The 26208-nt window shown below is 32.3% G+C and carries 26 protein-coding genes; 18 read left to right on the plus strand and 8 right to left on the minus strand.

Features of this window, described 5'->3' with window-relative positions:
- Positions 1 to 4: 4 nt before the first annotated feature.
- The 6 genes from IRZ78_RS05090 to IRZ78_RS05115 all read left to right on the plus strand — a co-directional run bounded on the left by IRZ78_RS05090 (position 5) and on the right by IRZ78_RS05115 (position 3883).
- A complete protein-coding gene (locus IRZ78_RS05090) occupies positions 5 to 1015 on the plus strand; it encodes a ketoacyl-ACP synthase III (protein ID WP_194615488.1) in 1011 nt (336 codons plus the stop codon).
- Positions 1015 to 1650 (plus strand): acetyltransferase, encoded by a 636-nt coding sequence (locus tag IRZ78_RS05095; RefSeq protein WP_194615489.1) that lies wholly within the window; start codon positions 1015 to 1017, stop codon positions 1648 to 1650. Before IRZ78_RS05090 ends, IRZ78_RS05095 begins: the two co-directional genes overlap by 1 nt.
- A 61-nt stretch (positions 1651 to 1711) precedes the next feature.
- Positions 1712 to 2134 (plus strand): hypothetical protein, encoded by a 423-nt coding sequence (locus IRZ78_RS05100; RefSeq protein ID WP_194615490.1) that lies wholly within the window; start codon positions 1712 to 1714, stop codon positions 2132 to 2134.
- A gap of 75 nt (positions 2135 to 2209) precedes the next feature.
- Entirely contained in the window at positions 2210 to 2515 is a 306-nt protein-coding gene (locus tag IRZ78_RS05105) for a hypothetical protein (protein ID WP_194615491.1), read from the plus strand.
- The gene (locus tag IRZ78_RS05110) at positions 2454 to 2885 is read left to right on the plus strand and encodes a glycosyltransferase (protein ID WP_228520380.1); all 432 of its coding nucleotides are present in this window, start codon (positions 2454 to 2456) and stop codon (positions 2883 to 2885) included. The genes IRZ78_RS05105 and IRZ78_RS05110 overlap by 62 nt, the downstream gene beginning before the upstream one ends.
- A 35-nt stretch (positions 2886 to 2920) precedes the next feature.
- Positions 2921 to 3883 (plus strand): glycosyltransferase, encoded by a 963-nt coding sequence (locus tag IRZ78_RS05115; protein WP_194615493.1) that lies wholly within the window; start codon positions 2921 to 2923, stop codon positions 3881 to 3883.
- Between the two features lie 5 nt (positions 3884 to 3888).
- On the opposite strand, the gene IRZ78_RS05120 is transcribed toward IRZ78_RS05115, so the two are convergent.
- Positions 3889 to 4926 carry a glycosyltransferase family A protein gene (locus tag IRZ78_RS05120; protein ID WP_194615494.1) on the minus strand — a complete coding sequence of 346 codons (1038 nt, stop codon included), beginning with the start codon at positions 4924 to 4926 and terminating at the stop codon, positions 3889 to 3891.
- A 101-nt stretch (positions 4927 to 5027) separates the two neighbouring features.
- On the opposite strand from IRZ78_RS05120, the gene IRZ78_RS05125 reads away from it, so the two are divergent.
- Positions 5028 to 5894: a hypothetical protein gene (locus IRZ78_RS05125; protein ID WP_194615495.1), complete on the plus strand. Its 867-nt coding sequence runs from the start codon at positions 5028 to 5030 to the stop codon at positions 5892 to 5894.
- A gap of 1 nt (position 5895) precedes the next feature.
- On the opposite strand, the gene IRZ78_RS05130 is transcribed toward IRZ78_RS05125, so the two are convergent.
- Positions 5896 to 6969 carry a glycosyltransferase family 1 protein gene (locus IRZ78_RS05130; protein WP_194615496.1) on the minus strand — a complete coding sequence of 358 codons (1074 nt, stop codon included), beginning with the start codon at positions 6967 to 6969 and terminating at the stop codon, positions 5896 to 5898.
- Positions 6970 to 7052: 83 nt separating this feature from the next.
- Here IRZ78_RS05130 and IRZ78_RS05135 point away from each other — a divergent pair, with 83 nt between their 5' ends.
- Positions 7053 to 7820: a Kdo domain containing protein gene (locus IRZ78_RS05135; RefSeq protein WP_194615497.1), complete on the plus strand. Its 768-nt coding sequence runs from the start codon at positions 7053 to 7055 to the stop codon at positions 7818 to 7820.
- Here the strand turns inward: IRZ78_RS05135 and IRZ78_RS05140 are convergent.
- From IRZ78_RS05140 to IRZ78_RS05150, 3 genes are all read right to left on the minus strand, one after another.
- Positions 7801 to 8583 (minus strand): glycosyltransferase family 2 protein, encoded by a 783-nt coding sequence (locus IRZ78_RS05140; protein ID WP_194615498.1) that lies wholly within the window; start codon positions 8581 to 8583, stop codon positions 7801 to 7803. The genes IRZ78_RS05135 and IRZ78_RS05140 overlap by 20 nt on opposite strands.
- Positions 8583 to 9656, minus strand: a complete 1074-nt coding sequence (locus IRZ78_RS05145) for a glycosyltransferase family 9 protein (protein ID WP_194615499.1) — start codon at positions 9654 to 9656, stop codon at positions 8583 to 8585. Before IRZ78_RS05145 ends, IRZ78_RS05140 begins: the two co-directional genes overlap by 1 nt.
- A 105-nt stretch (positions 9657 to 9761) precedes the next feature.
- Positions 9762 to 10577 carry a 2,3,4,5-tetrahydropyridine-2,6-dicarboxylate N-succinyltransferase gene (locus tag IRZ78_RS05150; protein WP_026982140.1) on the minus strand — a complete coding sequence of 272 codons (816 nt, stop codon included), beginning with the start codon at positions 10575 to 10577 and terminating at the stop codon, positions 9762 to 9764.
- Positions 10578 to 10865: 288 nt separating this feature from the next.
- Here IRZ78_RS05150 and IRZ78_RS05155 point away from each other — a divergent pair, with 288 nt between their 5' ends.
- Positions 10866 to 11507 (plus strand): PAS domain-containing protein, encoded by a 642-nt coding sequence (locus IRZ78_RS05155; RefSeq protein ID WP_194615500.1) that lies wholly within the window; start codon positions 10866 to 10868, stop codon positions 11505 to 11507.
- A 71-nt stretch (positions 11508 to 11578) separates the two neighbouring features.
- Here IRZ78_RS05155 and IRZ78_RS05160 read toward each other — a convergent pair whose 3' ends face one another.
- A complete protein-coding gene (locus IRZ78_RS05160) occupies positions 11579 to 13354 on the minus strand; it encodes an alkaline phosphatase family protein (RefSeq protein WP_228520367.1) in 1776 nt (591 codons plus the stop codon).
- A 377-nt stretch (positions 13355 to 13731) separates the two neighbouring features.
- Here IRZ78_RS05160 and ruvX point away from each other — a divergent pair, with 377 nt between their 5' ends.
- Together ruvX and IRZ78_RS05170 are read left to right on the plus strand one after the other, a co-directional pair.
- Positions 13732 to 14148 carry a Holliday junction resolvase RuvX gene (gene ruvX / locus IRZ78_RS05165; protein WP_194615502.1) on the plus strand — a complete coding sequence of 139 codons (417 nt, stop codon included), beginning with the start codon at positions 13732 to 13734 and terminating at the stop codon, positions 14146 to 14148.
- 124 nt (positions 14149 to 14272) lie between these two features.
- Complete coding sequence (locus IRZ78_RS05170) at positions 14273 to 15769, plus strand: malate:quinone oxidoreductase (protein WP_194615503.1); 1497 nt, start codon at positions 14273 to 14275, stop codon at positions 15767 to 15769.
- Between the two features lie 39 nt (positions 15770 to 15808).
- Here IRZ78_RS05170 and IRZ78_RS05175 read toward each other — a convergent pair whose 3' ends face one another.
- On the minus strand, positions 15809 to 18031 hold the full coding sequence (locus IRZ78_RS05175; RefSeq protein WP_194615504.1) for an FUSC family membrane protein: 2223 nt from the start codon (positions 18029 to 18031) through the stop codon (positions 15809 to 15811).
- Positions 18032 to 18232: 201 nt separating this feature from the next.
- On the opposite strand from IRZ78_RS05175, the gene def reads away from it, so the two are divergent.
- The 3 genes from def (at position 18233) to mazG (ending at position 20247) form a co-directional block, all read left to right on the plus strand.
- Positions 18233 to 18823 (plus strand): peptide deformylase, encoded by a 591-nt coding sequence (gene def / locus IRZ78_RS05180; protein ID WP_194615505.1) that lies wholly within the window; start codon positions 18233 to 18235, stop codon positions 18821 to 18823.
- 67 nt (positions 18824 to 18890) lie between these two features.
- A complete protein-coding gene (locus IRZ78_RS05185; RefSeq protein ID WP_194615506.1) occupies positions 18891 to 19376 on the plus strand; it encodes a DUF5606 domain-containing protein in 486 nt (161 codons plus the stop codon).
- Between the two features lie 100 nt (positions 19377 to 19476).
- Positions 19477 to 20247: a nucleoside triphosphate pyrophosphohydrolase gene (mazG, locus tag IRZ78_RS05190; RefSeq protein WP_194615507.1), complete on the plus strand. Its 771-nt coding sequence runs from the start codon at positions 19477 to 19479 to the stop codon at positions 20245 to 20247.
- On the opposite strand, the gene IRZ78_RS05195 is transcribed toward mazG, so the two are convergent.
- Positions 20248 to 20928 (minus strand): Crp/Fnr family transcriptional regulator, encoded by a 681-nt coding sequence (locus tag IRZ78_RS05195; protein WP_194615508.1) that lies wholly within the window; start codon positions 20926 to 20928, stop codon positions 20248 to 20250.
- A gap of 204 nt (positions 20929 to 21132) precedes the next feature.
- Between IRZ78_RS05195 and IRZ78_RS05200 the strand changes: the two genes are divergently transcribed.
- The 4 genes from IRZ78_RS05200 to IRZ78_RS05215 all read left to right on the plus strand — a co-directional run bounded on the left by IRZ78_RS05200 (position 21133) and on the right by IRZ78_RS05215 (position 26207).
- Entirely contained in the window at positions 21133 to 23520 is a 2388-nt protein-coding gene (locus IRZ78_RS05200; protein WP_194615509.1) for a heavy metal translocating P-type ATPase metal-binding domain-containing protein, read from the plus strand.
- Positions 23521 to 23624: 104 nt separating this feature from the next.
- The gene (gene ccoS, locus IRZ78_RS05205; RefSeq protein WP_194615510.1) at positions 23625 to 23816 is read left to right on the plus strand and encodes a cbb3-type cytochrome oxidase assembly protein CcoS; all 192 of its coding nucleotides are present in this window, start codon (positions 23625 to 23627) and stop codon (positions 23814 to 23816) included.
- A gap of 2 nt (positions 23817 to 23818) precedes the next feature.
- Positions 23819 to 26005, plus strand: a complete 2187-nt coding sequence (ccoN, locus tag IRZ78_RS05210; RefSeq protein WP_194615511.1) for a cytochrome-c oxidase, cbb3-type subunit I — start codon at positions 23819 to 23821, stop codon at positions 26003 to 26005.
- A gap of 7 nt (positions 26006 to 26012) precedes the next feature.
- Entirely contained in the window at positions 26013 to 26207 is a 195-nt protein-coding gene (locus IRZ78_RS05215; protein WP_065447907.1) for a cytochrome C oxidase subunit IV, read from the plus strand.
- Position 26208: the final 1 nt, after the last annotated feature.

A 26208-nucleotide genomic window follows, 5' to 3' on the forward strand; every position in this document is an offset into this window, starting at 1 on the left:
GACAATGAAAGCGAATATAAAAGCCATTTCGTATTATTTACCCGAAGCTGTTTTATCTAATGATTTGATAAATCAGGAATTTCCTGAATGGGATATCGAAAAAATTAGTTCTAAAACAGGAATCAATTCGCGACATATAAGTGCCACTGATGAATTTTCATCGGATATGGCGGTGAAAGCGGCAGAGAAATTATTTACGGAACATAATATAGATAAATCAACTATTGATTATTTGTTGTTTTGTACGCAGAGCCCTGACTATTTTTTACCCACGACCGCATGTATTATTCAGGATAAGTTAGGATTAAACACATCAATAGGGGCCTTAGATTTTAATTTAGGATGTTCCGGATTTGTTTATGGTTTAAGCTTGGCAAAAGGCCTGATTGCAGGTGAAATGGCTAAAAATGTTTTACTAATTACTTCAGAAACGTATTCCAAATTTATTCATCCAAAAGACAAAAGCAACAAAACTATTTTTGGTGATGCCGCTGCAGCTACCTTATTAACTAGCGAAAAAGGATTTTGTTCTATTGGCAATTTTATTTTTGGTACAGACGGAAAAGGAGCAGAGAACCTTATTGTAAAACAAGGCGGTATGCGTTTTCCTGTTTTGGATGAAAATGAAGATATCGAAGATGAATTTGGTAACGTAAGAAATGATAAAAATTTATTCATGAACGGAACCGAGATTTTCAATTTTACAGGTGAATTTGTTCCAAAGCTTACCGAAGCGATTTTAGAAAAATCCAGCTTAACAAAAGACGATATCGACCTGTTTATTTTTCATCAGGCTAATAAATACATGTTGAATCATTTAAGAAAAAAAATAAAAATCCCTGAAGAGAAATTTTTTATTGCCATGGAACATTGTGGTAATACGGTTTCATCAACCATTCCAATCGCTTTGTATGAAGCTCAGCAACAAGCTAAATTAGCCGATAGTAAAAATGTTATATTAGCAGGTTTTGGTGTGGGATATTCATGGGGTGCATGTAATTTAATAATAGAATAATGAAGAATCTAATAATAATAGGAGCAAGAGGATTTGGTCGTGAGGTTTATGATCTTGCCACACAATGTTCCGGTTTTAATATCGAATATGTTATTAAAGGTTTCTTAGATGATAAGGCAGATGCTCTTGATGGTTTCGAAAATTACCCTTCTATTATTTCTTCTGTAGAAAATTATAAAATTGAAGAGAATGACGTTTTTGTCTGCGCGTTAGGAACTGTAAAATGGAAAAAACATTATGCAGAGTTAATTTTATCAAAAGGAGGTTCGTTTATTAATCTTATTCATCCTTCGACCAAACTAAATACGAACGTTGTTGTTGGTAATGGTTTGCTGGTTTTTATGTATGCCAATATTAGTAATGACTGCATCATTGAAGATTTTGTAACTATACAAGGGTATGTTGGTTTAGGTCATGATACTAAAATTCATAAATGGGCACATTTAAGTTCCTATTCTTTTACAGGTGGTTTTGTTGTGCTTGAAGAAGAATCAACTCTTAATACCCGTGCGACGGTATTGCCTCACCTAATAGTTCGAAAAGGGGCAACCGTAGGTGCCGCAAGTCTTGTAATTAGAAACGTAAAAGAAAACACTACCGTTTTTGGGGTTCCGGCTAAAAAGCTTGAGTTTTAAAACTTATTTCTATAGTAAAATTCTCATATAAAGTTTGAATTAGCGTTTAAATTAAATAAGAATGAGTACTAAGAAAAACGTTTTAATGATTTGCTCTTGGCTTGATTATAAGCTAAGATTAGGAAGTTTCTTTATGGAACAGGCTTTAATATTAAGTGATGAATTTAATTTTATCCTGATAAATTTTCGGCCGGTTAAATTTAAGTTTAAAAATTTTAAGAAAATTTTTAAGATAGAGAAAAATATTTATGAAGAAAAGGTTACAATCCTCTACTTATATTATCCATCGTTTAAGATTTTTAAGAATAATTACTTTTTAAAATTAATCGAAAAAAAAGCTTTCAGAGTTTTGCATCAATATTTTAAAAAAGATAAAATTGAAATTGATTTACTTCATGCGCAAAGTGTTTTCGATGCAGTATTTTGGGCTTTGAGTTATCACGAAGAATATAAAACACCTTATTTGCTAACAGAGCATAATTAGTTTACATTAAGGAATATTGGTAAGCAAAAGATTAAAAAGCTTGATGCCGTTTAAAAAAAATCTAAATTTAATTTAGTGCTAAGTACTGATGTGGTGAGGCAGTTTGCAACGAATTATTTTTTTGGTGATTTTATTACTGTTGGAAATACGGTAGATAAAAAACTATTTAATAATTATAATAGAACGAAAAGTGAATATTTCGAAATTATAACCAGAGGAGCGTATGCGCCAATAAAGAACCAGATTAAAACTTTAAAAGCGTTGAAGATCATCGACAACTTAAATTACCAAAAGATAAAATTTACATGGATTGGCATCAATGCCTGGGGAAAACAATTGTATAGAAGAAGTAAGAAATTTGATTCTAAGTTTTCAGTTTAAAAACATACAAATCGAAATAATAGAAAAAGCTTCAAAAGAAGAAATTGTTTTAGCCTTGCAAAAGTCAGATGTTTTTGTTTTTACAAGTCTTTTTGAAACCTTTGGAGTCTCTCCTTTTAGAAGCTTTGTTTACAGGTGTTCCAGTAATTACAACACAATCCGGAGTGTTAATGAATTTATTACTAAAGAAAATGGTATTATTGTACCCGTAAAACATTTTAAGGCTATTGCCGAAAATATTCTAAAAATATTGAATAAAGAACTTCAGTTTAATCACGAATCAATATTTAAAAATGCAATTTCAAGATTTGGTGTAAAAGCATTTAGGGAGAAAATGATTCCAATATATAATAAAAGTATCGCTTCGTGATATTTCAAAAAAAAAATAAACAAAAACAATCTAATATGAGAGATCAAAATACCATTATTTCAAGTTGGATAAATAATGAAAAACCATTTGTCAGCATTTTATGTGATACCTTTAATCATGAAGGATTTATTCGGGAAACTTTAGAAGGTTTTTTAAAGCAGGAAACAACATTTCCTATTGAAATAATTGTACATGATGATGCTTCTACAGATAATACAGCTGCTATTGTAAAGGAATTTGCAGAAAAATATCCACTCATTATTAAACCCATTTTACAAAAGGAAAATCAGTATTCTAAAAAAGTTAATTTTTGGAGTGATCTTACTTTTCCTATGGCACAGGGAAAATATATTGCCTTATGCGAAGGCGATGATTATTGGATCGATGCATTGAAATTACAGAAACAAGTTGACTTTTTAGAAAATAATAAAGAATATGTCATTACATGGACAGATTATTTTAGCAAAAAAGGAACTGAATTAGTGCCTAATGATTTCAAAGATACTTTACCATCAGTGTACACAATTGATTTTGATACCATTTTTCAGCCCTATTGTACCCTGACCCTGACCAGCGTTTTTAAAAAGAAGGCTGTTGATCCTTTAGATTATAAAAAGTTTAAATACGGTAAAGATAATACGCTTTATGCACTGGCGCTTTGCCACGGAAAAGGTGCTTTTATGAATTTTCAGGCAGCGGTTTACAGAGTGCATCCGGGAGGCGTTTTTTCTTTAAAATCTACTTTTTTCCAGCGTTATTCTTCCTACCTCAATATAAAAGAGATCTATGATAATATTCCGCAGGCCAGAACAAAAAACATCGAGAAAGTGATGGCTTCGTTATTAAAAGCTTCTGCGTTTGAGGCTTTAAAATTGCGTAAAAATAAAGAATTTCAAAATATAGAGGAACCACGAAAAGCGATCAATGAATTTTTATATAAAGCTAATTTATCTTTAAAATTCAAATATTTATTGAAATATATAAAATCAGGATTTTAAAATCTTTATCGCCCAAATAAAGATTTAAAATATAAAATCATTCGATCGAAAGGGCTTATTCTCTGGAATATAGCCTTTTCGTTTTTACTTACATGCTTATAAAATGTAATATTAAAAGAGCCAGCATTACGAATAGTGCGCACCAGAACCTTATTGATATGTTTTTCCAGCAAGTCCTGATTGAAATATTTTAGCTTTTCATTCTGCGAAACCAGAAATTTTGAGGCATTAATAGTTTCGATAATCTCCTGAGGAGAAAGTCTTTTTTGTAATGAAACTGCATTTAGGTAAAAATCAATTTTTGGATCCGCAGGATTTACTTCAAGAGAAGCTAACTGATTTATTTTTACTCTTTTTACAGATCGGTTCACATTATCAATTTTTGTTTTACTTATATTGTTATCGTGTTGTCTGTAATTTAGAAGAGATTCAGGGATGTTATAGAAATTGGTTTTAGCTAATAATCGGCTCCATAAATCATAATCTTCAGCAGGAACAAAATCATTATCGAATTTTAGATCGCCTAAAACCTCTTTTTTAAACATTACAGTTGGGTTACCAATGTTACAACTGTGTAAAAAAGATACTTTTATAGCATCATGATGGATACTGTGTTTTATTGTTTTATTTTTTTTCGATCCAAAAAAAGTAAAACCTGTACCACAAACTCCAATTTCAGGATTATTTTTTAATACTGCTAGCTGCTTTTCAAAACGTGTTGGTATTGCAATATCATCAGCATCCATTAATGCAATAAATTTACCTTTTGCAGCGTTAATTCCTTCATTCCTAAGGTATGCCGGGCCTACATTCTGTTCCTTATCAATAATAATTATTCGATTATCTTTAGAGTGAATTTTTTTAATTATCTCTAAGCTTTCATCTGTAGATTTATCGTTTAATATTATAAGTTCAAAGTCTGAGAATGTTTGATTTAGGATACTTTCAATGCTTTCGTGCAAAAAGGTAGCAGCGTTAAAAACAGGAATTATAACAGAAATTTCAGGAATTTGCATGATTTTGCATGGTTTTTGTTTCAACATGGCAAAGATAATATTTAAGTTAAAATTATCTTAAAGAATCAGCTGTAATTTTATAGATAATTTCGGAATGTTTTTATCTTTGCCCTAACAAATTTAAATAAATGAAAAAAATCCATGTTGGCTTTTTATTTTCTTATGATTACGAAAAACTAAAAATATCAATTCCTCTTGTATATAATGATGCCGATGCTATCTTTTTAGCAGTTGATGAAAAATTTAGAACCTGGTCAGGTGAAATTTTTGAGGTTGATGATCAGTTTTTCGAGTGGATAAAACTATTTGATACTCAAAATAAGATCACAATTTATCGAGACAATTTTTATGTGCCTGAACTTTCAGCTATCGAAAACGATAACAGGGAACGTCACATGCTGTCTTTAAAAATGGGAATCGGTAATTGGCTTATACAGGTAGATAGTGATGAATATTTTTTAGATTTTAAAAAGTTTGTAAAAGATTTAAAAAAGCATGATCACTTTTTAGATAATCCGGAAAAAAACAGAATACAGGTTGCTGCTTTCTTAATTAATATGTTTAAGTATACTGATGGAGGTCTATTGTATGTAGATAAAGCCACCAGAGGGCTTATGGCGACTAATTATCCTGATTATAAAGTTGCCCGAAATACGCGTCGTAGAATTATATATACGCCAAATGTGTTATGGCATGAAACTTTATCCAGAACAGCCGAAGAAATAGAATATAAATTTAAAAACTGGGGCCATAATGATGAAGTAAATGTAGATTCTTTCATGCAGAAATGGAAATTAGTTAATAAAAGTAATTATAAAGAAATGCGTGGTTTCTTTTATATTGAACCAGAAAAATGGAACCGCTTAGAATTTGTAAGCGGCACTACTATGGAAGAAATTATTAAAAATTTTAATGGAGAAAAATTAGTGCCTTCACCTTTCTATATTTGGAAAAAAAGCTTTGGACAATGGTTTAAACATTTATTAAAAAAATAGTTTATTTCAGGATTTCATTATAAACGTTTAAATATTCTCTAGCTGCAATTTTCCAATCGAAACTTGCAGCTCTTTTTTTAAGCAAAGATGCTATTTCTGTCTTATTTTTATCAAAATGCTCTAATTCGTCAATAAGTGTATTTTTCATATACTCCGGATCAAAATTTGTCCAATAAGACGCTATATCTCCACCAATTTCAGGTAATGAGGTTTTGTCTGATAAAAATACAGGTTTGCCAAAACTCATAGCTTCAATTGGAGGCAGGCCAAAACCTTCTCTTATGGAAGGAAAAAGGAAAGCAGTACAGTTTTTCATGAAATATTGCTTGGCCTGATCGCTAACTTTTCCTGTTAAAAAAACTTGATTTTGTAAGCCATTATCATCAATGAGTTTTCTAATCACGGCGCCATATTTTTTATTATTGTTTCCTGATATGATCAAATTGAAATTTTTTATTAACTTCATCATATTAACAATTGAAGCGTAATTCTTTCGTTCGATAAAATCGCCAATGGTATAAAAAAACGGTTTGTCAACTGGTACACTGCTGACAAAATTAGTTGTGTCTAATAAAGTAGAAATTGGATTTCCGTTATATATAATATGTTCCGGAACATCGGGAACTTTAAAGTATTGATGGGTTTGTTTTTTTGCAAATTCAGATATGTAAGTTATAGCTGTGGCTTTATTCAATTTTTCCAGAAATAATCGATTGCGCTTATGGCTCATATCTGCAGATATTTCCTCCACAAAATTTACATCATGTATTGTAAGAAGATATTTAGTATCTATTCTTGGTTCTAGTTTAGAATTTTGATTTACAGAATGCCATAAATCAAATTTATCCAGAGGTCTAAATGGCTTATATCTATGAAATGATCTGTACTTGTGATATTTAAACTTATCACCAAACTCATCTTTTAGTAAATTGGGCTTTCCGGAATTGAGATGAATCTCTACATTATCAAATGACAATTGATCTAATCCTTTAATCAATTCATAATTAAAAGTGCCTAAACCTGAGGCTCTGTTGCTGATATTATGTGTTTCTAGAAAAATACTTTTCTGTGACATCTTTTCTTTTTTTTACGAAAATACAATAATAATTTGAAGTGTTAAATCGTATATGTACTTTTGTTCCTTATAAAAAGCTACTGATGAATTTTAAAGTAAATCCTTCTTTCGAAAATAGTACTTCGTCAATTCTTGACAAAATCAAAATGTTTAATTCTTCGGGTGAACTTTTTGGGAATGGAGACCGCAATAAAATAAAACTGTTTGATTTAGATGGAAAAACCATCAATATTAAATCCTTTAAAATTCCGAATATAGTAAACAAAATTGCCTATCGATATTTTAGAAAATCAAAAGCAAGACGTTCGTTCGAATATGCTACCATTTTATTAGAAAAAGGAATTGGAACTCCACAGCCAATTGCGTTTCTTGAAAACTTTAATATTATAGGATTAAAAGACAGTTATTACGCAAGCGAACATTTGGTAACTGAATTGACTTATAGAGAATTGGTAGAAATTCCGGATTATCCGGATAACGATACTATTTTAAGGCAGTTTACAAAATTTACTTTTGATCTTCATGAAAAAGGAGTAGAGTTTTTAGATCATTCTCCTGGAAATACATTAATTAAAAAGAACGAAAACAATCAATATAATTTTTTTTTAGTAGATTTAAATAGAATGAATTTTCATGAAAACATGAGTTTTGAGCAGCGTATGAACAACTTTAGCCGCTTAACTCCTAAAGAGGAAATGATTGCTGTAATGAGTAGCGAATATTCAAAGTTCTACAAAGAAAAAACTGAAGCTGAAATTTTTGAAAAAATGTGGCAGGCAACTACTCATTTTCAGGAAGAATTTGCAAGAAAGAAAAGACTAAAGAAGAAACTTAAATTTTGGAAGTCTTAGTTTTTGATCGTAATTTTTTAAGTTCCTGAAATCGTACGTAAACACTCAAAGTATTCAGGTAACAAATAATAATGCCCTTTTTCCCATCTAGAATTCCTAAACGGAGTATATATTGATTCAGGAATTGATAAACTGGCCGTATGTAGAAATGAAAAAAATGCGGTTTCGTCTTTTTTGCTAATTCTTCCTGCGCTTTTAATTGTCCGTAAAGAATCATTTTTTGCTTATAATCCTCATAACCGGAATAAGAATAATGAACTAATTTGTTTTTTAATTTTCCGATTGTTCCACTTACGATTAATTTTTCGTGTACAATTTTTTCGTGATTATAATGAGCCTCTTCTTTTTTGAACAAACGGATGATTTTATCTGTTTGCCAGCCGCTAAAACGTAATTTTTTATTTTGGAACATAAAAGTTCTATACATAAAATACGCCGAAGCGCTATCTTTGTCATTGATAATATTGCTGATTTCATTTTCAAGTTCAGTGGTCAGCCTTTCGTCAGCGTCAATAAAAATAATCCACGAATTTGTTGCCAAACTTAATGCGTAGTTGCGTTGAGAGGCAAAATTATCAAAAATACGTTGAGCAACTTTTACATTTTTGAAGGAAGAAGCTATTTCAAAAGTAGTATCTGAACTAAAAGAATCGACAACAATTATTTCATCGGCGAAAGCCAAATTGTCAAGAACAGCTTTTATATTTTGCTCTTCATTATAAGTAATAACTAATGCTGTTAAAGCTTTTTTAGACAAAGCCATTAGATCGAATTACTTAGGTTTTGATTTAAAAACGATTCGATCTGAGCTGTAAAATATTCAGGTTTAAATTCTTTATACAAAGACAAAGACTCTTTTTTAAGCATTTTTTCTGTCTTTTGATCGAATAAATCGGCACGATAATCTTTTAAATGAACTGATAGATGATGAACTCCGTCTTCAAAAGTTGCCCAGATTTTCTTTTCTATCCAGGGAGAGAAAATAATAAATGATGGTTTTTTGAGTGCTTTTGCCATATTTATAGCACCGCCATCATTACCAATAATCAGATCGCATTGGTTCATGATAGCAATAAATGAACGAAGGTCATCGCCCAATAAATCAAAATATATTTTTTCCTGAGTCGAAGGTTTGCAGGCGTTAAAAACGGTTTTGGCATCTTCTAATTGCTTAGGGAAATAATTAAAAAGAATATTTACATTGGCGTTATCTGCAACATAATCGATCACTGTAGACATAAATTCTAAAGGATATGTTTTTAATTTTTCGCTTCCTAAAAGACTAATCATAACTGTTTTTTGGTCTTTTTGAACATTATGTTTTTCAAAAAGTGCAATCGCTTGTTGATTTTCTTTTTCAGAAACAAATAATTTTGGGATCGGATCATTTTTTATTTTTAAATCCAAAGGTTCTAATAGCGAAAGACGTCTTTCTATTGCCAAACCTAAATTAGTTTTAGGAAGCGCTTCAAAGGGAACATTATCGGTATAAAGGAAGTTTCTGCCAGGTTTTTTATAAGAGATTTTTTGTTTGGCATTGCTTAATAATACCAAAATCCAGCTTTCTAATTTTGAGTAGGCATCAATTAATAAGTCGTACTTTTCTTTTCGAATTTGAATTCCCAGGTTTAATAGCTCTTTTTTGCTTTTGCGATGTTTTTCTTCAAATAAAATGATGTTATCTATATTTGAATTCCCTTCTAAAACAGGAGTTGTAGAGGCGTAAACTAAATAATCTATTTGGGCATCAGGATAAGCAGCACGCAAATTATTGCATATTATACTGCTAATCAAAACATCACCAATCATTTTTTGTTGAATTACAAGTATCTTCATATAGAAAGCTTAATCTTATTAAGAATCTACAAATTGAAGCAAAAAAAATCCAAATTCCAATTGATAAGATTGGAATTTGGATTTTAAAATATTGTAATTTAAAATTTAAACCGCAACGTCGTATTCACGAAGCGCGTTATTTAATGAAGTTTTTAAATCTGTAGATGGTTTACGTGTACCAATAATTAAGGCACAAGGAACCTGAAATTCACCGGCAGCGAATTTTTTAGTATAACTTCCTGGAATTACTACTGAGCGTGCAGGAACAAAACCTTTCATTTCAACTGGCTCATCTCCGGTAACATCGATAATTTTTGTAGAAGCAGTCAGACATACGTTAGCGCCAAGGACAGCCTCTTTACCTACGTGAACACCTTCGACAACAATACAACGAGAACCAATAAATGCACCATCTTCGATAATTACAGGAGCAGCTTGTAATGGCTCTAAAACTCCACCAATACCAACACCACCGCTTAAGTGAACATTTTTACCAATTTGTGCACAACTACCAACAGTTGCCCAGGTGTCAACCATAGTTCCTTCGTCAACATACGCACCAATATTTACATAACTTGGCATCAAAATAACGCCACTCGAAATATAAGCTCCGTAACGTGCAACAGCATTTGGTACTACACGAATTCCTTTTTCAGCATAACCTCTTTTTAGTAACATTTTGTCATGATATTCGAAAATACCAGACTCCCATGTTTCCATTTTTTGAATTGGGAAATACATCACAACAGCTTTCTTAACCCATTCGTTTACCTGCCACTTGTCACCAACTGGTTCAGCGCAACGTAATTTTCCTGCATCTACCAATTCTATAACTTCTCTGATAGCATCAGTTGTAGTAGTTTCTTGTAATAAAGCTCTGTTTTCCCAAGCTTGTTCGATTATAGTCTGTAAAGAATTCATAAGTTTTAATTTTTGGCAAAGATAGCGTATTTGTACAAATGCAAAAAGGTAAATGCTTTTGAAAATGTTACAAATTTAACTTTTTGTTTTTAATTTGATAAATAAAACAAATCGCCTTAATTGAATTTTTCAACACATGTAGCCACTAAAAGTTTTTTTAATGTCAGAATATGACAAAAATCAGGTTTTGACTTTTTTGTTCTAATTAATTTCGCACTACGAATTTCTCAAAACAGATAAGGGAAATTGAATATACCATTCCAAAACAAATTATATAAGCAGCAAAACATGAATCAGGAAAATCAACTTCAGGGACAAAGAACTATTATTGATAAAGAAGTCTCATGGGACAAGACTCAGGTTATTATGAGTAAAACAAATGCTTTTGGTATTATTGAATATGCCAATGAAACTTTTGTTGATGTTTGTGGTTATGAGGATTATGAATTAATGGGGCAGCCTCACAACATTATTCGCCATCCGGATATGCCACGAGTAATCTTTAAAGTACTTTGGGAAAATCTTAAAAACGGAAAAAACTTTCATGCCATTGTAAAAAACTTAGCCAAATCAGGAAGATACTATTGGGTTATTACTGATTTTGAAATTTCAAGAGATGAGAATGATGTGATTGTAAATTATTTTGGAAGACGCCAGGCAGTGCCGCAAGAAGTTATCGCTCTGCATATTGAGCCTCTTTATAAAAAACTTTTGCAGATAGAAGCAGCAAGTGGAATGGAATTTAGTGAAAAATACCTTATTGGATTTTTAGAAGAAAAAAAGAAAAGTTATGTCGAATATATTAAAGACCTGATTTTTGAACACGAAAGAGGTCATGCAAAATTTGCTCAATATGAAGAACGAGTAGTTGTAGAGGAAGAGGAAGAAGAGGAGGAAAGAGGTTTTTTTAGAAGACTCTTTAATAGATAGTATTTGATTTTTTTAGGTTTGAATATTTGGATAAAAAGTCCGTTTTGAGTTTTTCAAAACGGACTTTTTATTTAAAGGGCTAACTTGTTGTAAATAATTCTTTCGTTGAAAGACTGTATGTAAGCTTTTATAAATTTTTCGTATTCTTTAACTTTGGCTTTGTCCTTGTTAATTAAATTATCTTTTAATAAAACGTCTTTTTTCCAGTTATAAAGTCCAATTGTCTGATTATTGGCAAAAGCTAAATAATAATCGTCCTTAATATAATGATACGTTCCCTGAAGGTAATACACCACAAAGTTGTCCTTAGATTTATAGCTTTTACCAAAACTTACCATATCGGTCTTAATGTTTAGATAATCTAATATACTTGGCATTATATCAATCTGCTGAAAGTTTTTCTCATTAACACCTGTCAATTCAGGATTCGAAGGGTCGAAGAATAAAATGGGAATTCTGAATTTTCCAATATTGGTTTGATCAGATTCCTTATCGCCTCCGGCCGATGTATGATCAGAAGAGATGACAAAAAGAGTGTTGTTGTACCACTTTTGTTTTTTTGCAGTTTCAAAAAACTTTTTCAATGCATAATCGCTATAAGCAATACTCTCCTGAATAACAGTTGTACCTTTTGGAAATTTTCCCTTGTATTTTTCGGGTATAATATAAGGATTGTGTGAAGAAATGGTAAATAATGAACTGAAAAAGGGCTGTTTAAACGAAGATAATTTCTCAGCATAGAATTGTAGAAACTCTTCGTCAAAAATTCCCCATCGCCCGTCAAACGCTTCTTTACCTGTATATTGGTCTTTTCCGAAGTATTGATCGAATCCTGCTACTTTGGCGTACTGGTCAAAGTTCTGGCTTCCGTTAAAAGCACCATGAAAAAAGGAAGTTTTATAACCTTCTTTTTTTAAAATTTTCGGAAGGCCATTTATTTTGTTCAAAGAATAACTAGAGGTTATAAACGAATTATTCATTAAACTCGGTATACTTGAAAGTATCGAAGGAACAGCATCAATCGATACTTTTCCGTTGGCAAAACCATTTTTAAAATAGTATGACTTTGTAATAAGAGAATCTAAAAACGGAGTTTGTCCGCGTCCCACATTTTCATTTCCAAAACTTTCCAAAATCAAAATCACCACATTTTTTTTGATAGCAGGTTTGCCAGGGTGTAATGAAATAACAGGATTGTATATTGATTTTAATTCTTTTGTATTATAATAAGTAGTGTTCTCAAGATCTTCTTTTTTTGTGATAGTTTTTAAGATAGTAAAAGGAGTATTGAGGACTAAAGCAGTATTGCTTAAAGCACCGTACTTAATTCCGTCAACGATTTTTATTGGTTTTTTTTGAAAGCCTCCACGTCCTAAAATTAATAAAACTGCGATTGAAAGTATTAGATAGCTAAATTTCAGCAAGTAATCTTTCTTCGTAAGGTCTTGTCGTGCTATGTTTTTATTTAAATCCGGAAGTAGTTTCCACAATAAAACACTAATGGCTATAAAGATAAGTCCAATGTACCAAAACTCTGCTAAAAATGAAGGTATCAGTCCAATTGCTTCCTGCTCCATACCTTTAGCGGTAATCATACCAAAAGTGCTTCTTCTTGAAGTAAAACGGTAGTAGATAATATCGATGAAATTAGTTGCTATAAATATAAGATTGACAACGTAAAAAGTAATCTTAAGTATACGTTGATAAAGGTCATTGTACTTGAAATTCCCGGGAAGTAAATGAGCAACAAGAAAAACAATATTCAAATAGCTGATAGCGGCCAGATCAAACAAAATCCCTCCTGTGAAAGTTTGAAGGGTAAAATCATCAAATAAATCCAAATTCATAAAATAAAATAAAGCTCTGCTTAACTGGTATATTAGAACGATTAAAAGAAATCTTTTCAAAAATAGAGCAATGCATTTTTTATAGTTATTCATTTAGGGCTTAATGTTTTTGGTGACTTATTTTTGTTCCTGTTTAGTTTAAAAAATCTGGTATTCAATGATTTAAAAGGATCGATGAATTTTCCGCAAAAGAACTTATTTTTTTTTAAATTATGAAATAATAAACAACATTTTTCTGATTAAAAGGATAATATGTTAATTTTGCATGCAATAATGTAAAATAATGCAGTAATGTATCTTAATTTATTGGAATTATAAAACATTCAGATTATTTTTTAAGTTGTTAATTCCTTTCTATCTTTGTTGAAAACTGAAAAATGCCAAGAATTCTCTCTATAGATTACGGACAAAAACGCACAGGAATTGCTGTTACTGATGAAATGCAAATTATTGCTTCAGGATTAACTACGATCCCTACCAATAATTTGATCGACTTTTTGAAGGATTATTTTTCAAAAGAAAAAGTCGAAACGGTTTTAATTGGTGAGCCTAAACAAATGAATGGGCAGCCATCCGAAAGTGCTGCTGTAATTAAAGGATTTGTTACTCATTTCTCTAATGTTTTTCCGGATATGAAAGTAGTGCGCGTTGATGAACGCTTTACTTCGAAAATGGCATTTCAAACCATGATCGATAGTGGATTAAGTAAAAAACAGCGTCAAAATAAAGGGTTAATTGATGAAATCTCAGCTACAATAATGCTTCAGGATTATCTTTCTTCAAACCGTTTTTAATTTTTACAGCTTTGCAGTTCCTTAACCTGATTTTTTTAGTAAAAACATAACTTTTATCATGTGATTTTAGTTTTTTTTTGCAATTATAAAAAGTACCTTTGCACTTTAAAAACAAATTACTGTTATGCCTGACAATACAATACGTTCCAATAGTGAAGTAGTGCTTATTGGAGCTGGAATTATGAGCGCAACTCTTGGATTAATTTTAAAAGAGCTGCAACCCGATATAAAAATTGAAATTTATGAGCGTTTAGATGTCGCTGCTGCCGAAAGCTCTGATGCTTGGAATAATGCAGGAACAGGACATTCAGCTTTTTGTGAATTAAATTATACCCCAGAGAAGGCTGATGGAAGTATTGATCCTAAAAAAGCAATTAGCATAGCAGAATCTTTCGAGATTTCGCGTCAGTTTTGGTCTTATTTAGTACAAGAAAATAAAGTACCGTCTCCAGATAATTTTATTAAAAGTGTTCCTCATATGAGTTTTGTGTGGGGAGATAAAAATGTCGAATACCTTAAAAAGAGATTCGAAGCTTTGCAAAGCAATCCTATTTTTTCTCAAATGGAATTTAGTACAGATTTTGAGAAATTAAAACAATGGATGCCACTTGTCATGGAAGGCAGAGAAGCTAATGAAAAATTAGCAGCAACCCACATGGAAATTGGTACCGATGTAAATTTTGGAGCTTTGACCAGAAGTATGTTTAATTATTTAGAAAAACTGGATGGTGTTTCTTTATACTTTAATCATGAAGTTAAAAAATTAAGACAACGCGAGGATAAATCATGGAGAATTAAAATCACTGATTTAACAAGTGGTCAAACAAGAAAAGCCTATACCAAATTCGTATTTATTGGTGCCGGTGGAGGTTCATTACCTTTACTGGAAAAAGCAAACGTTCCGGAAGGAAACGGTTACGGAGGTTTCCCGGTAAGTGGGCAATGGCTAAAATGTACCAATCCTGAGGTGATTGCTAAACATCAGGCAAAAGTATATGGTAAAGCAAGTGTAGGAGCTCCGCCAATGTCTGTTCCGCATATCGATACACGTGTAATTGATGGTGAGAAAGCACTACTTTTTGGACCTTTTGCAGGATTTTCGACTCGTTTCTTAAAGAACGGATCTTACCTGGATTTACCTTTATCAATAAAAGCAAATAATTTAATCCCAATGTTATCAGCGGGATTCCATAATATACCATTAACGAGATATTTAATTGAGCAGGTTCGTCAGTCTCCAAAGGACAGAATGAAAGCTTTACGTGAATATTTACCAACAGCACGTTCTAAAGACTGGAAATTAGAAAAAGCAGGACAACGTGTTCAGGTAATTAAAAAAGATGAAAAAGAAGGTGGGGTTTTAGAATTTGGTACAGAAGTGATCAATACTCAAGACGGAACATTAGCAGTATTATTAGGAGCTTCTCCTGGTGCATCGACTGCAGTTGCAATTATGATTGATTTGATTAGCAGATGTTTTACCAATCAAATTAAAACACCGGAATGGGAAGCAAAAATGAAAACTATGATCCCTTCTTACGGACAAACTTTAAATGATAAACCGGAGCTTTTAGCAGAACTTAGAAAACATACTTCTGAAGTTTTAAAACTAAATAATTAAGCTCAAACTTTTATAATATAAACAACAAATCCAGATGAATTAATCTGGATTTGTTGCTTTAAATTCTTCTGTGATTTTCAAAATCTTTTCGGCCAGATTACTCATCCAGATCAATTGTTCAATAACCATTTGAGCTTCCTGCATTTTGGCCTGGCGTGTTTCTTTATCCAGTTCGTCATCTTTAATTAAACGAGTAAAATTGACGCGTTTGAGTTCTTCAAATTGCAAAGTCACATCCTCCTTATCGAAAAAAGTATCTGTTAAAATAACTTCATTTCGTAAAATAGAAATCGCATGATCTAAGTTAGAAAGAATCGTTTTTATGATATAATTAAATGATTCTGAAGCTGATGTTGTCTGGTGCGATTGTATATAAGTCGATAATGACGCTAAAGCGGATAATATCGAATGATTTAGAACCACCAGTTTATTGACTAATGGTAACGTTTTTTGCTTCGATTTTGGCTCCTGCATCATACGCTGAAAAGAAGTCATTAAGTTTCCAATTTCAACAAAGGCATTTTTTCTTGCCAATCGGTATGAGGTTGGTATTTCGCCTTTTTTATTATAAAAATCAGCAATTTCTTTTAGATAATTTCTATTGGCCCTAATCGAATTTTCGATATGAATAGGCGTATTGATAAATTCCCAGGCCGGCCATAAAAATTGATTGGCCAAAAACGCTAAAGCGGCTCCGGCTAATGTATCTAAAACACGAAACTGAATAACTTCGACAATATTAGGGGTTAAAATTCCGTATATAAAAACTACATACATCGTAACAAAAGTGGCACTTATTTTATAATTAATCTGTGTAAAAGAAATACCAAGAAGCATACATATAATAGATAATATACTAAGCGCAACATGATTCTGTATTAAAGATACAATTCCAAAAGCTATTAATCCTCCAAGAATAGTTCCGAAGATCCTGTTATACGAGCGTTCTTTCGTTAAGCCATAACCCGGACGCATGATTACGACAATGGTTAGTAAAATCCAATAGACGTTTTGAAAAGCTAAAAATTGCCCAATAGTAAAACCAATTAATATGGTAATGGTTAATCGTACGGAATGCCTGAAAATAGAAGAAGAAAAACTTAAATTTTCGATTAAAGTACGCAACGGATAATATTGAGGGGTTAAGAATTTTTCTAATTCTTTATCCTTATCCTTTAATTTAAAAGATTGCATCGCAAGCGAGAAAGCACGCTGAATAATTTTGATCTTACCAACCTGATTTTTAGCATATTTAAGCATATTGGTCAGCATTAAAACGCCTTCTGCAGCTTCTTCCTTACCTAAAGTTTTTTCGTAATCAAAAATGGCAAATTCAAGCGCATCAAGTTCATTTTTTAAATCATTTTTATCAACGTATACGCTAATAGTGTGTACGTTTTTAGAAAGCTTTTTCAATGTCGAAGCCAATTTATAGGCCACATTTTGATACGTTCTTAAAACATCAGGATGTTTGGCGAATTTTTCGTGAAGTTTGCTGTGATCGAATGATGTGTATAAGGCAAGCTCCTGAATTTCGACCAAAGTAATAAAAACAAGCAGCATTTTTCGGTTTTGGCTCGTTGTTGCTGATGCATTTTGATTGCCAATAAGCATTCTTCTTAAATCCTCGTGAATTAAATTCAGATCGACCTGTGTGGCAAGTTGTTTTTCGATGATTTTCTGGCGATTGGCTTCCGGGCTCCATAAATCACCTCGTAATTTTAAATATTTTGCTGTTAATTTTATGCCTTCGGCAATTTGTAATTCGACATATTTATAAGGTTGTACAAAATGAAAAACCAATGAAACAACTAAATACAATATACCGCCAACAAATATAAAACCCGAATATTCAAAAGCTTCCCAGCCTTCATGCAAATGCCCGAATGATAATGAAATAGATAATAAAGCAGAGAACGAAACCAAAGTAGCACGCTGACCGTAAACAGAAATCATCGAGCATAAAAAAAGTAAACATCCCAAAAAAGGATAAAATAAATAAGGATAAGGGTACGCAAGATTTACTAATAAATTCACGCCCGAGACTATAAAAGAAGCTACAATAAGGCCTTTTATTTTATGACCTAAAGAGCTCGGAACATCACTGGGATAGGTATAGAAGGCTCCTAAGGCAATTGTAAAGCCTATTTCGAAATGACCTAGAAAATTCAAAATTAAAACAGGAACAACAGAAGCAATAGTTACTTTAGAGGCGTTTAGAAAAGAGGTACTGTTAGTAAATTTCGAGATACGATCAAGCATTATGGTAAGGTTTACAAACAAAAGTACGAATTGTACGAATTAATTTGGCATAATTATGGATGAGATTTTACGAAGCTGCTAAAAAATACGATATAATATATCTTTAGAATTATTCATTGACTATTTTTTACTATTTTTGCCAGCTGAATTATGAGAACGAAATTCAGGAGTTTTCATTAGATAAAATATAAAAAAAGACAAATGATTTTACCAATTGTAGGATATGGTGATCCTGTTTTAAGAAAAGTGGGTGAGGCGATTACGCCAGAATATCCAAACTTAAAAGAAACAATAGCAAACATGTATGAAACCATGTATAATGCTTACGGAGTAGGGCTTGCTGCCCCACAAGTGGGTATGCCAATTCGTTTGTTTGTTATTGATACAACTCCTTTTAGTGATGATGATGACTTACCTTCAGAGGAACAAAAAGATTTAAAAGGTTTCAAAAAAACTTTTATCAATGCTAAGATTCTTAAAGAAGAAGGTGAAGAATGGAGTTTTAATGAAGGTTGCTTGAGTATTCCTGACGTTCGCGAAGATGTTTACAGAAAACCAACGGTGACGATAGAATATTGCGAAGAAGATTTTGTAGTAAAAACAGAAGTTTTTGATGGTTTGATTGCAAGAGTTATTCAGCATGAATACGACCATATCGAAGGAGTTTTATTTACCGATAAAATATCCTCTTTGAAAAAACGTTTGATTCAAAAGAAATTAAAAAATATTACCGAAGGCAAAACGTTTCAGGAATATAGAATGAAATTTGCTGCTGCTAAAAAAGGGAGATAATTGATCTAAGAGAATTAGAATCAATAAAATATAATAAATCAAATTCTTAATACTAATTTTAATAAACATGAATTTAGAGAAAATTTTAGCCATTTCTGGGAAACCAGGTTTATATGTATTGAAAGTGCAAACTCGTACAGGCTTTGTGGCAGAATCATTGACAGACGGAAAAAAAATTACTGTTAACCTGAAAAGTAACGTTAGTTTATTATCAGAGATTTCAATTTATACTTACGACGGAGAAAAACCATTGACTGAAGTAATGCAGCGTATTGCTACTAAAGAAAACAAAGGTCAGGCAATTTCTCATAAAGAAGATAATACTACATTAGCGGCTTATTTTAAAGAAATTCTTCCTGATTATGATGAGGAAAGAGTTTATCCTTCTGATATTAAAAAAGTATTAAACTGGTACAATACACTTCAGACAAAAGGATTAGTAACTGATTTAGCTCCGGCTGCTGCTGAAGCTCCAGAAGAGACTCCGGTTGTTGAGGAAAAACCAAAAAAAGCGCCTGCTGCTAAAAAAGCAAAAGCTAAAAAAGAAGAATAGTAGTTTACTCATTCAAATATATTAATCCTGTTAAGATGTTTTCTTAGCAGGATTTTTTACTTTTACAGCATTCGTTACAATCCGAAAAAAATGTCATAAAATGAGCAGAGAACTTCAACTTAAAGCCTTCGAAAGATTATTAATTATTATGGATGAGCTTCGTGAGCAATGTCCGTGGGATAAAAAACAGACTTTACAGACCCTGAGACACCTTACGATCGAAGAAACTTATGAACTAGGAGACGCTATTTTAGATAATGATCTCAATGAAGTAAAAAAAGAATTAGGTGATTTGTTACTGCATATTGTTTTTTATGCGAAAATTGGCTCTGAAACTAATGATTTTGACATTGCTGATGTTTGTAATGAAATTTGCGATAAGTTAATTCATCGCCATCCTCATATATACAGTGATACTGTAGTAAAGGATGAAGAAGAAGTAAAGCAAAATTGGGAAAAACTAAAACTGAAAGAAGGTAAAAAATCGGTTCTGGAAGGTGTTCCAAGAAGTTTGCCGGCGCTGGTCAAAGCAAGCCGAATTCAGGATAAAGTAAAAGGAGTAGGTTTTGATTGGGAAGAACCACACCAGGTTTGGGATAAAGTACAGGAAGAATTAGAAGAATTGCAAGTAGAGGTAAAGTCAGGTGATCAGGATAAAATTGAAGCCGAGTTTGGAGATGTTTTATTCTCTATGATTAATTATGCAAGATTTTTAAACGTAAATCCTGAAGATGCTCTAGAACGCACAAATAAAAAATTCATAAAGCGTTTTCAATATCTCGAAAGTAAAGCCGGAGAGTTAGGAAAACCCTTAATGGATATGACTTTAGCTGAAATGGATGTATTCTGGAACGAAGCTAAAAAGCTGTAATTATTCGGCCATTTTCTTTAATGCTTTCACATTCTTAAGCATTATTTTTTTACCTACTAATTCAATCAAATTCAGTTTGTTAAAATCAGATAATAATCTGATACAACTTTCTGTGGCAGTACCAATTATCCCTGCTAATTCTTCTCTTGTCAGTTGAACTTTCAGGGTTTTATCTGCATTTTCACCAAACGAGTCATGCAATTCCAATAAAGTTTCTGCCAGGCGTTGTTTTACGGTTTTCTGAACCAAAGCAATTTTATCATTTTCAGATTCTTTCAAATCTTCACACACAGATTGCATCAGGTTCATTGAGAACTGATTATTGTTATTAAAAAAGTGTAAAATTTCGGTTTTCGGAATAAAACAAACCTCCATATCCGCAACTGCTTTTGCAGATAAATTTGCAGGTTCATTGCTAATCATGGAGCGCTGACCCAAAAGTTCTCCTGATTGTACTAGTTTTACAATCTGATCTTTTCCGTTTGCACTTAATTTAGAGAGTTTCCCCACACCATCTTTTATACAAAAAACACCATTAGTTACTTCACCTTCTTCAAAAATGGATTCTCCTTTTTTAATTTTATAGGTAGTCTTGCTGTTAGCCAATTTTACAACCTCATCCTTATTAAGTGCTTTAAGAGAAGAAAGTTGTCGTACGATGCATTGATCACATTTATTCATGGCAAAAATATTTACTGCAAAATTAACCAATATAAGCATTCGAAGGCATTATTATTCCTAAAAAAAAGCATAAAAAAGCGAATATTGTTATTTAGCTATTTTGTTTTGTTAAATTTAGAATTCGATTTCTTGATAACATGATAAATGTCATTTTTATCATCTCTAGTTTTTTTAACATTTGTTGTATCAAAAAAAACAAATTTTATGAGTGAGCAGAGTTGTTTTCATTGTGGGTTAACCATAGCTAAAAATGAGGAAATCAATTTTGATGAAAAGAAGTTTTGTTGCAACGGATGCAAAACCGTTTACGAAATTTTTAGTCTTCATGATATGACCTGCTATTATGATTTCGAAAAATCACCAGGCGCCACTCCGCAAGATATTAAAGACAAATATGACTTCTTAGATAATGAAGCAATCCTGTCAAAAGTATTAGAATTTCAAGAAGGAAATACGGCAATAGTTTCATTAAACATCCCTCATATTCATTGTAGTTCTTGTATTTGGATTCTTGAAAACTTAAATAGAATTCAACCGGGAATAAGTATTTCACAAGTTAATTTTCCTGAAAAGAGAGTCCGAATTACATTCAATTCAGATCTTGTTTCCTTAAAAGCTATTGTCTACCTGCTAAGTTCTATTGGTTATGAACCTTACATTAGTTTAGAAAACTATGAAACAGGTAAAACAAATGTAGACAGAACTTTAACCTACAAATTAGGTGTTGCTTTCTTCTGTTTCGGAAATATAATGTTATTGTCTTTTCCGGAATATTTCGAGATCAAAGAATTTTGGTTAGATAATTACAAACCATTTTTTAGAATATTGATTTTCCTTTTGGCTTTGCCAAGCTTTTTATATTCGGCAAGCGGCTATTATGTTTCAGCCTATAAAAGTATAAAATCAGGAATGCTAAACATCGATATCCCTATTGCTCTGGGAATCATCGTGATGTTTATCCGCAGTACTTTTGATATTGTAATGAATTACGGGTCAGGATTTTTCGACAGTTTAACTGGTTTGGTTTTCTTTATGCTGCTCGGAAAAATGTTCCAGATTAAAACCTACAGTTTCTTGAGTTTCGAAAGAGATTTTAAGTCCTATTTCCCAATTGCAGTTACCAGAATAAATTCAGATACATCAGAAGAAAGTGTTCCTATTTACGATGTGCAAAAAGGGAATAGATTACTCATCAGAAATCAGGAATTAATCCCGGTAGACGGTATTTTAATTAGTGAAAAAGCCGAAATCGATTATAGTTTTGTAACCGGTGAAGCTGTTCCCATTACTAAAAAATCCGGAGATAAAGTTTTTGCCGGCGGTAAACAAATAGGTAAAGTAATCGAGATGGCAGTGCTGCACTCAGTCTCACAAAGTTATCTTACTCAGTTGTGGAGTAATGAGATTTTCCAGAAAAATGTGTTCCAAAAGCATAAAACGATTACCGATGCCATAAGCCGTTATTTTACTCCTATATTATTATTAATTGCTTTTGCAGGTTTTGGATACTGGATATTCATTGATGCCAATACAGCATTTAATGTTTTTACAGCAGTTTTAATTGTCGCTTGTCCTTGCGCATTGGCTCTGACAGCTCCTTTTACTTTCGGAAATATTCTCAGAATAATGGGCAAACAAAAAATGTATCTCAAAAATGCATTGGTCATCGAACAATTAGCCAAGGTAGATACTATTGTTTTTGATAAAACCGGAACTATCACCACCAATAAAAAATCAAATATTTCATACGAAGGAAATATCCTTTCTGAAGAAGATTATATTTTGATAAAAAATGTGCTTAGAGGTTCAAATCATCCATTAAGCCGTATGCTATATGATTTCTTATCAGAAACAAAGAAGGTTAAAATGGATGATTTTCAGGAAATAACCGGAAAAGGAATTTTAGCTTCTGCCAACAATAAAGTAATCAGAATTGGTTCTGCTGAATTTGTTGGAAGTTCAGGACCAGATGCATCGCAAATTGAAAAAACTGCGCTTCATATCAGGATTGATGACATTTATTACGGAAAGTTTACTTTTCAAAATCAATATCGTGAAGGCTTAGAAAACTTATTTTTTAATTTAAGCAAAACCTATCAGATAAAAGTGCTGTCAGGAGATAACGATGGAGAAAGGGCGAGTCTTCAGTCGATTTTACCTTTAGAAACCGAATTGATTTTTAATCAGAAACCTGAGCAAAAATTGGAATTTATCAGGAAATTACAAGAAAAAGGTCAAAATGTAATGATGGTAGGAGATGGGTTAAATGATGCAGGAGCATTGGCACAAAGTAATGTCGGGATTTCTATTTCTGAGAATGTCAATGTTTTTTCCCCAGCTTGCGATGCGATTTTAGATGCTTTAGAGTTTTCAAGACTCAATTATTTTTTAAAATTATCTCAAAAATCAATTACGATAATTAAGATGAGTTTTGTTCTGTCACTTCTTTATAATATCGTCGGACTCACTTTTGCGGTTACTGGTAATTTACTTCCATTAGTGGCTGCTATTATCATGCCTTTAAGTACAATAACCATTGTAAGTTTTGTGACTTTAATGTCTAACTATTTCAGTAACAAAAAATTAAAATGATTTATAAGTGATTTTTTTAAATTTAACATTACTCTGTAACTATGATAATTATCATATTTTAACAACAAGTAATCTGTTAATTTTGTTAACATAAATTTAAGGGTATGAGTGTTATTTATCTATTGATTTCAGTTAGTATTTTCGTCGCAATTTGCTTCTTTATTGCCTTTATTGTTGCTGTAAAATCAGGACAATATGATGATGATTATACCCCTTCAGTCAGAATGCTTTTTGACGATGAAACGAGAATTACCCCCCAGAATAAAAAATCAACAACAGAAGAAAAACAAGTATAATTATGGAAATGGAACAGTTTTATTACGACAACAAAATTGTAAAAAAATTCATTTACGCCACTATCCTCTTTGGGGTAGTAGGTATGTTAGTAGGGCTGACCTTAGCGGTTATGTACCTTTTTCCCAACATGACAGATGGTATTTCGTGGCTTAGCTACGGTCGTTTAAGACCTTTACATACCAATGCTGTTATTTTTGCCTTTGTTGGGAATGCTTTTTTTGCGGGTATGTATTATTCGCTTCAGCGATTGCTAAAAGCCAGAATGTTTAGTGATTTTTTAAGTAATGTCCATTTTTGGGGCTGGCAGCTTATTATTGTTGCTGCAGCAATTACATTGCCTTTAGGATATACTTCATCAAAAGAATACGCTGAGTTAGAATGGCCTATTGATATTGCTATTGCCCTTATTTGGGTAGTTATGGGGATCAACATGATAGGTACAATGTTGCGTCGTAGAGAACGTCACTTATATGTTGCGATTTGGTTTTACCTTGCCACATTTGTTACAGTAGCCGTTTTACATATTTTTAATAATATCGAAATTCCGGTATCAGCTTTAAAAAGTTATTCTGTTTACGCAGGTGTTCAGGATGCGCTGGTACAATGGTGGTACGGACATAATGCGGTTGCATTTTTTCTGACAACTCCATTTTTAGGTCTTATGTATTACTTCATTCCAAAAGTTGCAAACCGTCCGGTTTACTCTTATAGATTATCTATTATTCACTTTTGGTCTTTGATTTTTATCTATATCTGGGCAGGTCCACACCACTTGTTATATTCAGCTTTACCAAACTGGGCTCAAAACTTAGGAGTTGCATTTTCTGTAATGCTTATTGCCCCGTCTTGGGGAGGTATGATCAACGGACTTTTAACATTAAGAGGTGCCTGGGATAAAGTTCGTGAAGAGCCAGTTTTAAAATTCTTTGTGGTAGCCATAACAGGTTACGGAATGGCAACTTTTGAAGGCCCTATGCTTTCTCTAAAAAATGTGAATGCTATTGCGCATTATACTGACTGGATCGTTGCTCACGTACACGTTGGTGCATTAGCATGGAACGGATTTATGTCTTTTGGTATTATTTATTGGTTGATTCCAAGAATGACAAAAAGCTCATTGTTTTCAAAAAAATTAGCAAATTTCCATTTCTGGATCGGTACTTTAGGAATCATTTTGTATACTTTACCAATGTACGTGGCAGGTTTTCAACAAGCCTCAATGTGGAAACAGTTTAATCCTGACGGCACATTAACTTATGGTAATTTCCTTGAAACGGTTACTGCAATTATGCCATTATACTGGATGAGAGCAATAGGAGGTACTTTGTATCTTGTTGGGATGCTGACATTAGTTTACAATATTATAATGACTGTTAAAGCGGGTGATGCTATCGAAGATGAATTAGCGCAGGCTCCGGCTCTACAAAGAATAAGTACTGGAAGATTAAAAGGAGAAAAATTCCATACCTGGTTAGAAAGAAGACCAATTCAGTTAACCATTTTAGCTACAATTGCTATTTTAATTGGAGGGATCATTCAAATTGTACCAACGATTATGGTGAAATCAAATATTCCAACAATATCAAGTGTTAAGCCTTATACACCTCTAGAATTAGAAGGTCGTGACTTATATATAAGAGAAGGTTGTGTAGGTTGTCACTCACAGTCAGTTCGTCCTTTTAGAAGTGAGGTAGAACGTTATGGTCCGCAATCAAAAGCAGGTGAGTTTGTTTATGATCATCCATTCTTATGGGGATCAAAACGTACAGGTCCTGACTTATTAAGAGTAGGTGGGAAATACAATGACAATTGGCATTTTAACCATTTCTGGAATCCACAAAGTATTTCTGCGGGTTCTATCATGCCAGGTTACAAATGGTTGTTTGATAATGAACCAATGGATATCTCGCTGACTCAAAAGAAAATGCAAGCCATGATTACGCTTGGGGTTCCTTATTCAGAAGCTGATGTTGCCAATGCTCAAAAAACATTAAGAACTCAGGCTATTGCAATCGAGAAAAGTTTAGAAAACGATCCTGACTTTGTAAAAAGTTATGAAGAAAGCAAGAAAAAAGCAGCTGCAAAAGGCGAAAAATTCGTTCCTATGAACGAGAGAGAAATTGTTGCTTTGATTGCTTATATACAAAGACTTGGAACTGACATTAAAGTAAAAGAGACTTCTAAATAACAGCATTATGTTTGAACAAATAAAACACAATATGGAGACTATTTCGGGTATAGCAATTTACCCGATACTTTCTCTCTTGATATTCTTTTTCTTTTTTGTTGGATTAGGCTTATGGGTATTCTCATATAAAAAAGAAAAAATACAGGAAATGAGTGAAATACCTTTAGATGAAGGGTGTAGTATAATTTCAAAAGATATTTAAA

The organism is Flavobacterium sp. CSZ (assembly GCF_015350725.1).
Lineage (GTDB): Bacteria > Bacteroidota > Bacteroidia > Flavobacteriales > Flavobacteriaceae > Flavobacterium.

Bases quoted from the DNA above. Each gene is read 5' to 3' on its own strand.
- IRZ78_RS05145 (WP_194615499.1), bottom strand. From the start codon at position 9,656: ATGAAGATACTTGTAATTCAACAAAAAATGATTGGTGATGTTTTGATT.
- IRZ78_RS05170 (WP_194615503.1), top strand. From the start codon at position 14,273: ATGCCTGACAATACAATACGTTCCAATAGTGAAGTAGTGCTTATTGGA.
- IRZ78_RS05100 (WP_194615490.1), top strand. From the start codon at position 1,712: ATGAGTACTAAGAAAAACGTTTTAATGATTTGCTCTTGGCTTGATTAT.
- ccoS (WP_194615510.1), top strand. From the start codon at position 23,625: ATGAGTGTTATTTATCTATTGATTTCAGTTAGTATTTTCGTCGCAATT.
- IRZ78_RS05120 (WP_194615494.1), bottom strand. From the start codon at position 4,926: ATGTTGAAACAAAAACCATGCAAAATCATGCAAATTCCTGAAATTTCT.
- IRZ78_RS05095 (WP_194615489.1), top strand. From the start codon at position 1,015: ATGAAGAATCTAATAATAATAGGAGCAAGAGGATTTGGTCGTGAGGTT.
- IRZ78_RS05155 (WP_194615500.1), top strand. From the start codon at position 10,866: ATGAATCAGGAAAATCAACTTCAGGGACAAAGAACTATTATTGATAAA.
- IRZ78_RS05160 (WP_228520367.1), bottom strand. From the start codon at position 13,354: ATGAATTTGGATTTATTTGATGATTTTACCCTTCAAACTTTCACAGGA.
- IRZ78_RS05185 (WP_194615506.1), top strand. From the start codon at position 18,891: ATGAATTTAGAGAAAATTTTAGCCATTTCTGGGAAACCAGGTTTATAT.
- IRZ78_RS05195 (WP_194615508.1), bottom strand. From the start codon at position 20,928: ATGAATAAATGTGATCAATGCATCGTACGACAACTTTCTTCTCTTAAA.
- IRZ78_RS05200 (WP_194615509.1), top strand. From the start codon at position 21,133: ATGAGTGAGCAGAGTTGTTTTCATTGTGGGTTAACCATAGCTAAAAAT.
- IRZ78_RS05140 (WP_194615498.1), bottom strand. From the start codon at position 8,583: ATGGCTTTGTCTAAAAAAGCTTTAACAGCATTAGTTATTACTTATAAT.
- ccoN (WP_194615511.1), top strand. From the start codon at position 23,819: ATGGAAATGGAACAGTTTTATTACGACAACAAAATTGTAAAAAAATTC.
- IRZ78_RS05150 (WP_026982140.1), bottom strand. From the start codon at position 10,577: ATGAATTCTTTACAGACTATAATCGAACAAGCTTGGGAAAACAGAGCT.
- IRZ78_RS05110 (WP_228520380.1), top strand. From the start codon at position 2,454: ATGCCTGGGGAAAACAATTGTATAGAAGAAGTAAGAAATTTGATTCTA.
- mazG (WP_194615507.1), top strand. From the start codon at position 19,477: ATGAGCAGAGAACTTCAACTTAAAGCCTTCGAAAGATTATTAATTATT.
- IRZ78_RS05135 (WP_194615497.1), top strand. From the start codon at position 7,053: ATGAATTTTAAAGTAAATCCTTCTTTCGAAAATAGTACTTCGTCAATT.
- ruvX (WP_194615502.1), top strand. From the start codon at position 13,732: ATGCCAAGAATTCTCTCTATAGATTACGGACAAAAACGCACAGGAATT.
- IRZ78_RS05175 (WP_194615504.1), bottom strand. From the start codon at position 18,031: ATGCTTGATCGTATCTCGAAATTTACTAACAGTACCTCTTTTCTAAAC.
- IRZ78_RS05115 (WP_194615493.1), top strand. From the start codon at position 2,921: ATGAGAGATCAAAATACCATTATTTCAAGTTGGATAAATAATGAAAAA.
- def (WP_194615505.1), top strand. From the start codon at position 18,233: ATGATTTTACCAATTGTAGGATATGGTGATCCTGTTTTAAGAAAAGTG.
- IRZ78_RS05125 (WP_194615495.1), top strand. From the start codon at position 5,028: ATGAAAAAAATCCATGTTGGCTTTTTATTTTCTTATGATTACGAAAAA.
- IRZ78_RS05130 (WP_194615496.1), bottom strand. From the start codon at position 6,969: ATGTCACAGAAAAGTATTTTTCTAGAAACACATAATATCAGCAACAGA.
- IRZ78_RS05090 (WP_194615488.1), top strand. From the start codon at position 5: ATGAAAGCGAATATAAAAGCCATTTCGTATTATTTACCCGAAGCTGTT.
- IRZ78_RS05215 (WP_065447907.1), top strand. From the start codon at position 26,013: ATGTTTGAACAAATAAAACACAATATGGAGACTATTTCGGGTATAGCA.